Below are 15,334 nucleotides of genomic sequence, written 5' to 3' on the forward strand. Positions count from 1 at the left end.
AATCGTCAATAAAAAGAGATGGTATAATACATTTATAATAAGATGCGAGATTAAATTTAGGAGAGAAGATATGAAAGAAAAAGAGCGTTTAATTATAGAATCGGCTATGAAGTTATTTGCTACTAAGGGTGTAAATGCGACATCAGTGCAGGAAATTGTGACAGCTAGTGGTATATCTAAGGGAGCTTTTTACTTATATTTTAAATCGAAAGATGAGCTTTTATTAGCGACACTTCGATATTATTATGACAAAATCCAAAAGAAAATGCTGGATATTGAAAAAGAGTCTTTATTACCACGTGAAAAATTTGCAAAACAATTACATTGTCAGTTTAATGATATACAAAAGCATAAAGAATTTATTATTATGCATGCGAGAGAAAATGCGATTCCGTTTAATAAAGAAGTAGAAGAATTTATGATGCGGATGAAGTTAGAGTCTCATGCATTTTATCGGAATAGTTTATTGTCCATTTATGGTGAAAAGGTTATGCCATATTTATTGGATTTAGTAATTATGGTAGAAGGCATATGCCGTGGGTATTTAGAATTAATTATTTTACAAGCACCAGAAATTGATTTATCGTATGTAGCTGCTTTTATTTTAAAAAGAGTAGATAATTTAGTAGATGGCTTAGTAGAATCTTCGGAAGAACCTATTTTACATGAAGAAAAGCTTGGAGAATTCCTTTGTAAATCAGAGCTTATTAAGGAACAAGTTAAAGAACATTTTTTAAAAGAGATTATTGTATTTAAGCGCACTTTAGCTGATCAATTAGAGGATGATGAGCTGTTGGTTACATTAGATGTTTTAGAGGCGGAAATACGATTGCTTAATCCAAGAATTCCGGTAATTAGAGGTATGTTAGCAAATTTAGAGGCGTATTCGGAATTAAAAGAATTTCGATTACGCCTTATAGGATACTACAATATAAAAAATTCTTAATAAAAATAAGTAAAAAACTCCTTGTCTACACAAGGAGTTTTTTCTTAAAGACTACTTACTATTTTGAGACCATTCTTCAACATCCCAAACTTTTGTGATCCAATCTTCATAGAAGTCCGGTTCGTGACATACAAGGAGAATTGTTCCTTTATATGCTTTCATAGCCTTCTTAAGTTCCGCTTTTGCTGTAACGTCAAGATGGTTTGTCGGCTCATCAAATAATAGCCAGTTACTTTCCTCACCCATTAGCTTACATAAACGAACTTTTGCTTGTTCTCCACCACTTAATTGACTTAATGGGCGAGAAATATGTTCATTTTTTAATCCGCATTTTGCTAACATCGCACGAATTTGATGCTGGTCTAGGCCAGGGAATGTATTCCATACATCATCAATTGGTGTTATATTATCAGCTTTAACTTCTTGTTCAAAGTATGCAGGCTCTAAGAAGTCACCAAGACTTGTTTTACCGCTTAAAGGTTTAATTTTACCTAAGATCGTTTTTAGCAACGTTGATTTACCAACACCGTTACATCCAACAATAGCAATTTTTTCACCACGTTCAATCGTCATTGATAGCTTTGGTAGTAGAGGATGCGTATATCCGATTTCTACATTTTCACCTTCAAAGACGAAGCGACTACTCGCGCGACTTTCTTTAAATGAGAATTCAGGTTTAATCGCTGTTTCTGGGCGATCAATAAGTTCCATGCGATCAAGTTGTTTTTGACGACTCTTTGCACGACCTGTCGTTGAATAACGAGCCTTGTTCTTTGCAATGAAGTCTTCTTGCTTTTTGATAAACTCGCGCTGTTTTTCATAAGCGTTTATATGTTGATTTTTATTGATTTCTGCTAGTTCTAGGAATTTTTCATATGTCGCTGTATAGCGTGTCATTTTTGTGAATTCTAGATGGAAAATAACATCAACACATTTGTTCATAAATTCCGTATCATGAGAAATTAATAAGAATGCATGTGGATATTCTTTCAAATAATTTGTTAACCAATGAATATGTTCAACGTCTAAATAGTTAGTAGGTTCATCAAGCAATAACACTTCTGGCTGTTCAAGTAATAGCTTTGCAAGCAATACCTTTGTACGTTGTCCACCACTTAATGCTGAAACATCACGATCTAAACCAATTGCATCAATTCCAAGACCACGTGCAGCCTCTTCAATTTTCATATCTAGTAAGTAGAAACCACCTGCTTCAAGTGCATCTTGTATTTCTGCCATTTGCTCAAGAAGTTCTTCTAGTTCTTCTGGTGTAGCACTTCCCATTTTTTCTGTAACTTCATTTAAAGCTTTTTCCTTTTCGAATAACGGTAAAAATGCATCCGCTAGTACGTCACGGATTGTACGCCCAGGTGTTAAAACAGTATGCTGATCTAAGTAGCCGTAATGTGTGCCCGGTGTCCATTCTACGCGACCTTGGTCATGAATAAGCTGACCAGTAATGATATTCATGAATGTTGATTTACCAACACCGTTTGCACCAACTAATCCAACGTGCTCACCTGCTAATAATCGCATAGATACATCTTTAAATAATGTACGATCGCCAAATGTATGTCCTAATTTTTCAACTGTTAATAAGCTCATAGTATCCTCCGTCCAACTTGAAATAGTACCTTGAATCATGATACTAAATTCTTTCATATAATGCTATCATTTCAAAATGTATATTTTTTCAAAAGAAGTGTTTGTAAATGTTAGTATATAAAAAAGTTACTTCTCCTACAGAAGTAACTTTTTGGTTATGCCTTTTGTTTAACTTCACTAACTTTCTTTTCAGCTACAATAAAATGCGGTCTACGTTTTGTTTCATAATAAATACGACCGATATATTCACCAATAACACCTAGGAATATGAGTTGAATACCGCCAATAAATAGTATAGCGGAAATGAGAGTAAAGTAACCAGGAACTTCCACACCACCGAGGATGATTTGAACGAACGTAGTGATTACGTATAAAAGTCCTAAAATGGTTGTTAGTAATCCAAGATATATAGATAGACGTAACGGTTTATTATTGAATGAAATTACACCATCAATTCCATAATTTAATAATTTCGAGAAGGTCCATTTACTTTCTCCATCAGAACGTAATACATTTTCATATTCAATGATTAATTCGTTATAACCGATCCAAGAAAATAAGCCCTTTGAAAATCGGTTGTATTCACTTAAAGATAATAAAGAATCTACTGCTCTTCGACTTAAAAGTCTAAAGTCACCAATACCGTCTACTAATTCAATATCTACAAATTTATTCATCACTTTATAGTAAAGACGAGAGACGAAAGAGCGAACGGGTGAATCACCAGTTCTTGTTCTTTTTGCAATGACTTGGTCGTAGCCGTCGTTATATCCTTCTAACAGTTCTTTTATTAACGTAGGAGGGTGTTGTAAGTCAGCATCCATAATAACAATTGCATCGCCTGTAGCATATTTTAAACCAGCTAACATTGCAGCTTCTTTTCCGAAGTTTCGACTAAATGATATGTAGTGTACCGATGAATCTACACTAGCTAAATCACGTAAAATATTTAATGTAGCATCTTTACTACCATCATTAACAAAAACAAATTCATAATCGGTAGTTAATTTATGAATTTCAAGGGAAGTCTCTGAATAAAAGGCTCGAAGCACCTTTTCTTCATTGTAGCATGGTACAACTATTGAAAGGGTCATGTTTGACACTCCTTGTTTGTAGTGGATTAAAATAATATTTAGATATTATTTTAGGAAGCTATCTAAATAGATAGCTTCATGATTCATTAAGTGCTCATTATTGCTTTTTAAAAGAAAATTTTCGTCGTGCTTTTGGATTTTTGAAAATTAGTAAAGCTATACAGATAATTAGTGAGATGATTGATATAGTCATACCTAATTTGAAGTAAGGTGTAACGTAAGTCATTTCGATTACATGTGAACCTTTTGTAATTGGAACACTGATAAAGGCAGAATTCGCTTTCGTAAATTCTGTTTCTTTCCCATCAATTTTTATAGTCCAGCCTTTACTATATGGGACAGATAGATATAAGAGCCCGTCTTTATTTGATTTGATATCCCCTTTTAAATAATTGTTCTTATAATAAATATTTTCAAGCCTATTTTCAGTTAGTTTTTTTGTTTCTTTTTGTATACTTTCATAGTTTACAATATTTGCTTGCAAGTCACCTAATTCATACTCACCTGCCATATCAATAGAGATAGTTAGGTTTTCTGGACGCTCATTGCCCAAATTGTAAACAAACCTTTCTAACGGATAAGAGTATGCACCAGCATCGTCCCCTTTTCCTATCGTTTTTCCATTAACAGTTGCATTGAATGTGCCTGCATTTTTTAATTTTAATTCTATCAGTAGATCACCAGGTGTATCAGGATAATTGATAGGTACAATCATATTTCCAAAGCCATGAACAATTAGTTTATTTTCTTGTTTTTCCATGTTTTCGAATTTTGCTTTTTCCGTTTTAATAGATACTGCCTTTGATTTAAGGTCTTGTTTATTAAAATGGTTTAATGAAAATTCTTTTGTATTATTAACGACAACAGCATGTAATAATAATTGATCACGCTGAGCGAAGTTTAATTTAGAAAATTCTTCTTCACTTATAGCCGAATCATATACATATCCTAACGGTAAAGCATAGTCATTTTTGTAAATATTATATGGTCCTACTTGCTGTAATAGTTTATATCCATAAGGTACATTCTTTGAATCTGTATCAGCACTTAATACGCGATATTTTATACCTAGCATATTTTCGAGTAGTAGTCGACTATCAGCTTGATAAAACATTGAAGGTGTATCGTACATTTGGAATACGCCATATTTATTTTTCATAAAGTCATGGACATAATAATTAACCAAGCTTTGATACGTACTTACGCCATGATATCCTTGTAGCATTGGTGTGTTATATTCGCTATATGGATTAAGAATACGATAAAAGTCTTTATCATTTTCTTGTATGTAGCGAATTGCAGCAATTTCTTCTTGATTATCATAGCCTGGTTCGTGTAACTTTTCAGTTGAAATCTGGCTCTGTCCGTAAACTGTGCTAAGTATATTATTCGCATACATATAATTCATAGAAATTGTGCTAACGAGTACGTTCAATACAACTAAAAATTGTATGAAAGGTTTAGAAATATAACGCCATAAACATACTGTAATAACAGAAAGAACGACAGTTCCGAGTAAAATGTTATCAACGTCTTGTAAAGGTTTATCAGTTACATTTATATTTGCCTTTCTATAAAATGCATAAATGAATAATCCAATAGACACTAATAAACTTATTAAATAAGGTAATTTGTAGTCTTTCTTATGAATAATCATCCAATCTAGAATGTATGCAATTGTTTGGGCAATTACAAATACAAATAAATAAAACCATCTAGATTGCATTGCTGAAAAACCATTAAACATAGAATATGTATATGGAAGCATAAACAGAATGAACATGAATAACGTAAAGAATACTTTATTCTTAACGAGTTTATCACGTATAAACATTCCAAATACGATTAAGAATAAAATTAAAGCTGGTAAAGCTAATTGATGATTTTCAGCATTATACATGAAGAAAATATTTTCCATTAAATCTTTATAAAATTTATCTTCAAATAATAATGGTATCTCAAACTTTTTTGATAGTCGATCAGCGCTAAATACGGCATTAACTGATGGGAGGAAGCAAACGGCGGCTAAACCGAGTGATAATCCGTACAATAAACCGATTCTAATATAATAAGTTAGAAAAGAGACAATCGTTTTATTTTGTTGTGTCGCAAAGTATTGGAATAATGCATAAATAAATATGAAAATACTTGTGATAAAAGCAAAATAAAAGTTTGATGCTAACATTAAAGTAGCAGCGATTAGGAAAAGGCCGTGCTTCTTTTCAATAATATATTTATCAAGTCCCCATATTACTAATGGTAAAAATACAATGGCATCAGCCATGAAATCCCATAGTAAAGAGTGGCGGATGAAAGTAATACAGCCACCATATATAATAGCAGCAACAAAAGATGAGAATGCTGTTTTATTATGGTAACGTAAAGAACCATACATGAATACCATAGCTAAAAAGTTTTTTAAAATACTCATGTATAATTTCACGTCATATACTTGCTCAAGACTTAGTTTAGGTAGTAACAGTGTAATCCAGAAAAACGGTGATGTGCTGTAATAATAACTAAACTCTCCAAATAAATCTCCACCTAATCCATAATCAAAAGACCAAAAAAGGTTGCCATCTTTAAAGGCATGTTGTAGAAGAAACGTAAAAAAGCCAAATTGACGTAACGCATCCCCTGTACCAGAAAAGGCTTGATTAGATGTTAAAAAGAAATAATGAAAAGCAAAAGCGCACAATAATAATATTGGCATAATTATCATTGTTTTCTTGGAAAAGAATTTATTATTCGGCTTTATGCTCATAAAAATTGATAATCCTCCTTTGAAAGTCGTTACATGTAACAACTAGTTTTTAGGTAGCATATAAAAACACACCAATTTTTAAAGGTGTGTTCTTTAGTTTTAACATGAGAAAATATATATTTTTGTTGAAGCATATATATTTTTACAAGCGTTGAAGTTCATAGTTTACATGTAATTTAGTATAAGGCATTTTCAGAAAGTAAGTCAATTTGAGCTGGAATATATAGCATTTTTTTACTGAAGAAAAATGATGGTATATAAAAAAAGCAAAAAGCTTTTCCATTTTTAAATAGGAAAAGCTTTTTGCTTTTAAGCATGTTTGCGAATGAGCTTTTGTTTTATAAACCCTAAAACAAATCCACGTATTTGAGGATCAATTCCAATTCCAATTATACCGTATAGTATACCAGTAAGAGTTAAAGCAATTAGTGGCGGTAAGTTGATTAATGCAATTCGGTATATACCGTAACTAATAATAAAGGCTAAGGAATTAAATATAACTCCTTTAACTAATAATTGCATGCCTTTACGAATAAAGAGGGTAAATCCGATTAATAGTGTAATTTCGGTAAGGATAGCTGCGGCAGCTGCTCCCATCATTCCATATTTACTACCTAATACAATATAACCTATGATGGCAACAACTAATCCAATAGTCATTGTTGTTGCACGTTTCCATTGCTGGCCAATCGTTGTTAAATTATCGGCTAGTGGATAGTTAATTGATTGTAAAATAACCATAAACGCTAGAATAGCAAGAGCGTCACCGGCGGGAGCGTATTCTTCTCCTAATAAACTAACAATCCAGAAACTTGGATCCGCAATAAAGGGGATAGAAATTCCCATTCCTAAAAAAGACATAAGTTTTAATTCAAAACTTGATAATTTTCTATGTTCTTCAATATTTTTCTCATTACCAAAAGCAAAAAGCCTTGGATAAAAGGCCGCTGCAATTACCCCAGGTATTTGATATAGTACAGCAGGTATTTTAGATGCAGCACCAAAGAATCCAACTTGATTATACGTTGAAACCTTTTCTAATATAATAGGGCCCAATTGTGGTAAGAGCATAATGATGATGCCATTGATTGTAAAAATAAGTAGTTGATCTAAAATGCCTTTATCCCAACCCTTATGGACCTTCGTATAACGTATTGTCATTATAAAGGCGATAACACCTGTTACAAGACTAGATACCCCGTACATGGCAGCAACCATCATAAGTGACCATTGGAAAGACATCCCTAGTAATAGGGCAGCAGCAGCAGTTACACCTTGTAGTACAGAAATAATAGCTGTAAATTGCATGCGTTCTGTTACTTGGAAGTAAGCCATTCCAACACCTTGTAAGGTTGCTCCGAACATTGTTGGTAGAACAACCCAATATACCATCGCGCGTAAGTAAGCATCGGGATAGAAGAACTGGGCAAAAATAGCGAAAAGTACAGAAATTACGATAGCTAATATTAAACGAATACGTAAGTAACTACTTATTAGCACGCTAATATTAGCATCGCTTCTCGTTCCTTCACGCATAAACGTATGTGTTAAACCTGCATCTGTAAAGTAACAAATAACAGCTGAAACTGCTAACGCAGTTGTAAACATACCGTAATCACTTGGAGAAACATACCTTGCAAAGAAAATTGTTGCAATAGCCAGTACAAAACGGACAGTAATGTTTCCTACAAACAGGTAGGATGCGTTTTTTAGAATTTTATTTGTTTTCATGAGAAAAGACCTTTCTATTCTTTAGGACCCGGTTAGCTTGTCCTATTTGTAAATTTGATTTGTTCACAGAAAGAGAGAGTATCGTTATATTTTCAGTTTAAGAAAACAGAAATTTAATTCGTACAAACCAAAGCATTGCATATAGTTTTTTACTACGTTTTCCATTCTTTGAATAGATTTTACGGCAATATTTCTTTATATCTTTTTTGATTAATTGAACTTGTGATTTATCTAATTGAGAGTTTTCTTTAATATATATACAAGCGTTATTGATGACTGTATAAGGGAATAAATAAGTCTCAAGAATTTCAATAAGTAACTGAGAATCTTTTGTAATGAAATCTTGAGATTTATTATGTACCCATTCCTTCATACGATTGAATACTTCCAGCTCTTTTGTCGTTTTTAATTCATAATCTTTATACTTAGAAGAAAGATTTCCTTCTGATAAGATTCTATAATAAGTTAAGTATTCATGGACATAACATACATTTGTCACACTCATAAGTTTAAATAAAAACTCTAAATCTTCGCCCCAACTACATTCTGGTGTAAAACGAATGTTATGATCCATTACGATGGATCGTTTGAAAATCCAAGTACTTGTTTGAGCAACAACTTGATGCGTTAGGAATGCTTTTGCCATATCACCTTTAATAAAGTTTGTTGTATGTTCAACCTTCTCACCTGTTTCTTCGTAGAAATTCATATAACCACAATAGCAAGCGTCCATGTTGTTTTTATGCATACTTTCGACTTGCTTCTCAATTTTAGTTGGATGCCATAAGTCATCGCTATCAAGAAAAGCGACATATTCTCCACTAGCATTTTCAATACCCGTATTACGAGCTACTGAAACACCTTGGTTTTTTTGATGAACGTATTTTACTTGCCCTGGATATTTTTCAGCAAGGTTTTTCACAATAGAAGGTGATTGATCTTTACTTCCATCATCTACAATTACAATTTCGATATTTTTATATGTTTGATCTAGTATTGACTGCATCGTTTCTTCAATATATTTTTCCGTGTTATACAGGGGTATGACAACAGAAACAAGTTGCTTTTGTTCCATCATAGAATTTTTATCTCCTCAAGTTTTTTATGTCTTGCATCATATATACAAGCCTTTTGAAAGGAAGAAGATTACAAGAACATCTGTATAAGTTTAACGCATATAAACTTTGTAAATCAACTTTCTATTAAAAAGGTGGCGGGAAGTTAGATTCTTATGGTTAATTCTCGTATTTCAAATAGCTTTATCATGTCTATTGCATATAACTTCTTATTCATGTCATTTTAACTTATTAGTTAAGTAGGATGTATCTATCTTAACGATTGTGAAGGCGAATAAATTATTATTAAGAATAAAAAACCTCTTAATTTTTGCAATAAATTAAGAGGTTTTTTATATTAGCTATGAAATATTAGGTTAGTCTTTGTCTGGCTCAGTTGCATTTAATTTTTGCTTTAGTAACGCATAATCTTGCGTTAATGTTACAAGTTGATGATGTTGTTTAGAAATTTTTCTTGTTAGGTCAAAAATTAAGATGAAACAGAATAATAGTCCAAATAAGAATAAAATGGAAGGGGGATATTCTACTTTTAATAGTTTTCCAATCCAGTTTATAATTTTATCGGTAGAACTTAAAATAGCCATTGCAATACAAACAAAAATCCATAAAACAGCATATTTCGTTTCTAAAGTTCCACGGCGAATGGAATTAATAATTAATAATAATAATAATAAAATAAAGATGAATGAAAAGGTAATTATAGGCATTTATTATCAACCTTTCACGATTTTTTGCATCAATATAGCAAGACTTACTTTAATCATGTAATATGCAGATTTAAAGGGTGTGATAGAAGATTGTCCACCTTGTCGCTCTTGCATATTTACAGATATTTCATTAATGCGAAGTTTTTTCTTTTTTAAATGAATAAGAACTTCTGGTTCTGGATAATCTTTTGGATAGTTGTGTGCAAAAATTTTAATTACTTCTCGATTGATAGCACGATATCCAGAAGTTGGATCCATAAATGTTTGTTTTGTTAGTACTTTCAATAGGGCAGTAAAATAAAAAATACCGATCCTTCTGGAAATACTACCTTTATATGCTGTTTTTTCTGTAAAACGTGACCCTAGCACCATATCGCATTCATCTTCAGCGATTGGCTTTATAATTTTATATAAATCATCTGGATTATGTTGTCCATCAGCATCGAACTGAATCGCAATATCATATCCGTTCTCATATGCGTATTTATATCCAGTTTGTACAGCTGAGCCAATACCTAGGTTATATGGTAAATTCACAAGGTGAACAGGAAAATCTTGTACGATTTGAGCTGTTTTATCGTGTGATCCATCATTAATAACACAAATGCTTAATCCTGTAAAATGCTGTTTTAGTTTTAATAATCTTGTTAATGTATCTGCAATTGCTTCTTCCTCGTTATACGCTGGAATAATAATTAACGTTTTTGGTATTGAAATTGGTACTTCAATAGTCATTACCGCACCATCCCTTATATACTTAATCATATTATGGTTATTTTTAAACGAACTTTATTTAATATACCATTAACAGTATAACAAAATAAAGGAAAAGCTGGTGCATGATTTAGGAGAACAGATTGAGAATAAAATGGTAAGAGGTGATATTTTGTATAAAAAAATACATGCAAGGAAGAAAAAATCTGTGCATGTATATGGAAGAGTATTGTATTAAATATTCCAAGGTTTATTTAAAGTTAAAACCTCAGCCATTTCTTTGCTTTTTAAACGTCCTTTTTTTCTATTTTCCGCACGTTCTGAACCGGTTGTGTATAACCAATGTTCTTCCTCAGTTTCAGGTAGTACTTGTGGTACCGACGAAGGTTTTCCATCTTTTATTGCTACAAATGTAATGAAGCAAGTAGCAGCAATTCTACGCTCGCCTGCTAATAAATTTTCTGCGATTACTTTTACGAAAACTTCCATTGAAGATTTCCCTGTATAACATACAAATGCTTCATAACAAACAGAATCAGCCTGGTGAATTGGAGTTAAAAAATCAACTGAATCAATAGATGCTGTTACGCAATGTTTACGACTATGTCTTGCAGCCGCAATCGAAGCAATACTATCAATTTCTGCTAATAATTTCCCTCCAAAAAGTGTTTGGTGATTATTTAAATCGTTAGGAAAAACACGTGTTGTCTTAATTGCTTTAGATTCTCGCATGAATTTCTTTTCCATATATTCAGCCCCTATAGTCTGTTTTCAATCAGAATAATATGTGTAAGCGGATTACTCATATTAGATATTTAATGAAGTAAAGTGTATTCCAAAAGAGGATTATTTAAACTTCTGTATTTGTATTCATGTAACTGAAAGAAAATTTATTTTATCTAAAATGTAGTGTAAAAGAGGATTCGCTTACATTGCAAGTAAAAAGTAATGACTATGTATTTGTCATAGAAATTCTCTATCAGCCGTGTACTCATTCATGATAGAATCGTTTTGTTATGAATGGAAATAGAGGTGCAATGGACATATGAATCATATACAAACAAATTTTTCATCTTTCTTTAATAAAATTACAATCGGTGCGATGCTCGCATTTTTTGTTTATAGTTGTTGGGCAGCATTTGAGACAAGTGAGCAATTTTTTGGAGGAAGTACAACAAGTGTAACAATCATATTAGCAATTTTTATCATACTCATTTTGTTAGTGGCATCAATTCTACAATATCGTTTTACAGATAAACAATTTCTTATTTTTCTTATAAGTATATCTATAGTTGTGAGACTTAGTATGCTGTTATTTGTAGACGCTCCAATAATTGGTGATCTGAAAGTGATGTATGAGTCTGCAAAGCAGATTGCAATTGGTAATAATATAGAGACTGTAACTCATTTGCCTTTTATTATATATGAGTCAGTAATTATTCGTATATTTGGTGATACATTATTCGCTTTACAACTATTTAATGTGTTATTTTGCGCAGGAACCGCATTTTTTATTTATCGTATTGCAGCAATGGTTTTTGGAGAAGAATGCGGTCGTATTGCTTCTATCTTTTATGCTCTGTATATTCCAAATATATTCATGAGTTCCGTATTAACTCCTGAGTCACTTGCAATATTTTTATTTTATTTTGCTTGTTACATACTTTTATATAAAGGATTAGATCATCCTTATATGTGGGTATTTTCAGCGATTTTATTTGCATTTAGTAATATGATTTTCCCAATGGGATTATTTCTTCCTATTTTTATCACGGTATATGTATTATTAATCGAAGTATTTCAATCAGCAACGAAACAAAAGGTGTTACTAAAGATGATAGGGATACTTATTCTATTTTATAGTGCCCATTTTGGTGTGAATTATGGAATTAAGACAATGGGAATGTCACAATATACGATTGCGAATGAGACGTATGTTCAATCTGTTTTAATTGGAAAAACGCAACATGAAGAAAAAATATCGAAAAATCAAAGTGTAACAGAGCATATTGATCAAAAGTTAAAAGAGATTGAGGGAGAAAGATTTAAACTTTTAGAACCGATGATAAATCAGTTTTCAGATGAGGGGATAAATTCTATTCTTTTCAAATATGAAAAACTGATATATATAGCCGTAACATTGTTTATGACTATAGCTCTATTACACTTCCTTATTAAGAAACAACAAAATGAGGGATATATGTTGTTCTTATTTTTAATTAGTGGATACGTATTGTTAAAGCTCTTCCAAGTAGATATGGCATATTACAATGTAATTATGCCAGCATTGTTTATTTTGCAGAGCTTTGGTGTTTATATGAGTTATGTGTATTGTCAAAAAATATTTTTCAGAAAATAAAAAGAATCCATTCTGGATTCTTTTTTTGATGGAAGATGAAATTTAGTAGTTAGTACAGATGAAAAGTATGCTTGACTACTAAATTTCATCTTATCGATTTAGTTCTAGTTGCAAATTATCGGCTGTTAGAGCCATTTGTGAGGAATCATCTTGAATTCCTTTCATTACTTGTGAAATAGCTTGTAGTTCGTGTTCAATTTTCTTATTCTGTTCTTTTGAGTTAGACATATCTTTTACGATTTCTTGGAAGTATCGATCTGTTGCCGACATACTATCTGTTCCTTCCGATACGAGAGAGCTAATTTGTTTCACAGAAGACGAGACACGAGTAATTTGTTCATTTGTTTTTTCGACGAGCTTTGTAACGTTAAATATAGATTCTTTCGTTTGCTCTGATAATTTTCGGATTTCGCCAGCAACAACAGAAAACCCTTTCCCAAATTCTCCAGCACGTGCCGACTCAATAGCAGCATTTAGTGCGAGTAAATTTGTTTGCTCCGCAATCGATTTAACAATATCTATAATTTCATTAATTTTGTTAGAAATATTGAGAAGTTCATGAGTATCTGTAATAATCGTTTCCATATTCATTTGAATAGATCCCATTCGTTTGTTTTGCTGGTTTAATTGTTCTTTCCCTTTATTCGCTTTTTCTTCAGATGTTGTAGCTAATGATGTACCTGTTTTAGCAATCTCTACAATAGTTTCAGATTTGGCGGTTAGTTTTTGAATAGAAGAGCTTGTTTTTTCAGATACAGCAGCTAGTTCTGTTGCGATATGCGTAATTGTCATAGCAGTTAATTCTTTTTCTTTCTCATGCTCTTTTTGCATTCTTTCATATTCAGATTCATAAGCTGCAAGAACAAGTTCTTGTTCAAGAGTGAATAATTTATTTATAACATTTATAGAATATGAAAAATCATCGATTGTCGTTATTTTTGTTTGCAAAATCTTCATGATAGAGCGGAATAATTCTTGATAAGCAGCAGTATACCATTTTCGATGTAAACCAATTTGTACATGCCTTTTGGCAATCCTAACACGCTGTTCAATAAAATCTTCATGCATATTGCCGCTGAATAATTCTTTAATATGTGTTTTTAAAGTTTGTTTTAGTTTTGGAATAGAGCTATAACGCTCAATAATAGTAATTAAATTAGGTTGTTTTGTAATGTTGGCATAGAATTTTTCAGTAATCCAATCAATTTCTGCATAAATAAAAGGCTGTAGTACTTTTACAACTTGTAAATCTTCTTTTGAAATATGTAGCATATCCATTTGAATTTTTAATTCAGAATTAGTAGGTACATTAAAAGTTATTTGTTGGTTCTTACTTAATTCGATTATACTGGCATTTGTTTTATTAATATTTTTTTTGAAAACCCCAAGCATCATTCTTCCTCCTGTATATAAAACGTTTTCAATTTTAAAACTAATATAGAGTAATTATATATGCTTATATATAATTACTCTATATTAGTTCGTTGAATAGTATATAAATTAAGAGAATTCTATCTAGAATTCTCTTAATGGCCTTTATTAATTTTAGCATGTGTTTTAAAGAAAACAGGGAAATGCACATTATATATTACAGTGACGACACGAATAACGAATGTTACTAATAAACAAACATAGAAAGCTAATACGTGCGCCCCCATAGCGTGTGTAATTAGGAAGCTAATTGCTCCTAAGATAGAAGCGATTGCGTAAATCTCTTTTCGGAATACGTAAGGGATATCTTGAGCACAAATGTCACGCAAAATACCGCCTCCAATACCTGTAATGACTCCCATTGAAACAACTAGAAATGAGGCGTCAACATGATGTGACATTGCCGCATTTGCACCAATAGCTGTAAAAACGCCTAAGCCAACAGCATCAGAAAGCATAATAACGACTTGAAGTTTATTGATACGCTCAAAAAACATACAAGTAAATAATGCTGATAATACACTTACGAAAAAGTAAATGGGTTTTACAAATGCGACAGGGGGCAGGTTACCAATCATGATATCACGAATAATACCGCCGCCGAGCGCAGTGGCTACAGCTAAACAAAGGACACCAAATAAATCTAAATCTTTTTTTAAACCAACTAATGTACCAGAAATGGCAGCGGCGATAATGCCAAGAAACGTAAATATATCGATTAATAACATGGCCTTAATCCCTTCCTCTTAAAGATGTTCCAGAGAAAAAATATACACTAAAGTATTGGAAATAACAATTACTTTTCGCTACATGTAGAAAAACGGATAAAATTCATAAAGAAAGCGTTTGAAAATGTTTGGAAAATAACCATAAAGTAATCTGAAAAAGATATGAAAAGATTAATTTT

The 15,334-nt window shown here is 32.0% G+C and carries 12 protein-coding genes and 1 pseudogene; 2 read left to right on the forward strand and 11 right to left on the reverse strand.

The features are described from left to right. The first annotated feature begins 70 nt into the window (after window positions 1–70). Complete coding sequence (locus tag MR112_RS09510; protein ID WP_048538342.1) at window positions 71–946, forward strand: TetR/AcrR family transcriptional regulator; 876 nt, start codon at window positions 71–73, stop codon at window positions 944–946. A gap of 51 nt (window positions 947–997) precedes the next feature. On the opposite strand, the gene MR112_RS09515 is transcribed toward MR112_RS09510, so the two are convergent. From MR112_RS09515 to MR112_RS09550, 8 genes are all read right to left on the reverse strand, one after another. Next, a complete protein-coding gene (locus MR112_RS09515; protein WP_242244904.1) occupies window positions 998–2,551 on the reverse strand; it encodes an ABC-F family ATP-binding cassette domain-containing protein in 1,554 nt (517 codons plus the stop codon). A gap of 155 nt (window positions 2,552–2,706) precedes the next feature. Further along, complete coding sequence (locus MR112_RS09520; RefSeq protein WP_063219912.1) at window positions 2,707–3,645, reverse strand: glycosyltransferase family 2 protein; 939 nt, start codon at window positions 3,643–3,645, stop codon at window positions 2,707–2,709. Between the two features lie 97 nt (window positions 3,646–3,742). Next, entirely contained in the window at window positions 3,743–6,409 is a 2,667-nt protein-coding gene (locus MR112_RS09525; protein ID WP_242244905.1) for a YfhO family protein, read from the reverse strand. 309 nt (window positions 6,410–6,718) lie between these two features. Beyond that, the gene (locus tag MR112_RS09530) at window positions 6,719–8,140 is read right to left on the reverse strand and encodes an oligosaccharide flippase family protein (RefSeq protein ID WP_046393130.1); all 1,422 of its coding nucleotides are present in this window, start codon (window positions 8,138–8,140) and stop codon (window positions 6,719–6,721) included. 97 nt (window positions 8,141–8,237) lie between these two features. Beyond that, complete coding sequence (locus MR112_RS09535) at window positions 8,238–9,218, reverse strand: glycosyltransferase family 2 protein (RefSeq protein WP_000970530.1); 981 nt, start codon at window positions 9,216–9,218, stop codon at window positions 8,238–8,240. 354 nt (window positions 9,219–9,572) lie between these two features. Further along, on the reverse strand, window positions 9,573–9,923 hold the full coding sequence (locus MR112_RS09540; protein ID WP_001121774.1) for a DUF2304 domain-containing protein: 351 nt from the start codon (window positions 9,921–9,923) through the stop codon (window positions 9,573–9,575). Window positions 9,924–9,929: 6 nt separating this feature from the next. After that, window positions 9,930–10,658 carry a glycosyltransferase family 2 protein gene (locus MR112_RS09545; RefSeq protein ID WP_000151539.1) on the reverse strand — a complete coding sequence of 243 codons (729 nt, stop codon included), beginning with the start codon at window positions 10,656–10,658 and terminating at the stop codon, window positions 9,930–9,932. Window positions 10,659–10,871: 213 nt separating this feature from the next. After that, a complete protein-coding gene (locus MR112_RS09550) occupies window positions 10,872–11,384 on the reverse strand; it encodes an acyl-CoA thioesterase (protein ID WP_000412123.1) in 513 nt (170 codons plus the stop codon). 298 nt (window positions 11,385–11,682) lie between these two features. On the opposite strand from MR112_RS09550, the gene MR112_RS09555 reads away from it, so the two are divergent. Next, window positions 11,683–12,996, forward strand: coding sequence for an ArnT family glycosyltransferase (locus MR112_RS09555; protein ID WP_242244906.1), 1,314 nt, complete (start codon window positions 11,683–11,685; stop codon window positions 12,994–12,996). 90 nt (window positions 12,997–13,086) lie between these two features. On the opposite strand, the gene MR112_RS28870 is transcribed toward MR112_RS09555, so the two are convergent. From MR112_RS28870 to MR112_RS09565, 3 genes and pseudogenes are all read right to left on the reverse strand, one after another. After that, entirely contained in the window at window positions 13,087–13,827 is a 741-nt protein-coding gene (locus MR112_RS28870) for a methyl-accepting chemotaxis protein (RefSeq protein ID WP_370512974.1), read from the reverse strand. A 15-nt stretch (window positions 13,828–13,842) separates the two neighbouring features. Further along, window positions 13,843–14,391, reverse strand: a pseudogene (locus MR112_RS28875) (protoglobin family protein); the annotation flags it as partial. Between the two features lie 131 nt (window positions 14,392–14,522). Then, window positions 14,523–15,155, reverse strand: coding sequence for a trimeric intracellular cation channel family protein (locus MR112_RS09565; protein ID WP_000924371.1), 633 nt, complete (start codon window positions 15,153–15,155; stop codon window positions 14,523–14,525). Window positions 15,156–15,334: the final 179 nt, after the last annotated feature.

Origin of the sequence: Bacillus cereus group sp. BfR-BA-01330 (assembly GCF_022663885.1) — a bacterium.
GTDB classification, from domain to species: domain Bacteria; phylum Bacillota; class Bacilli; order Bacillales; family Bacillaceae_G; genus Bacillus_A; species Bacillus_A cereus.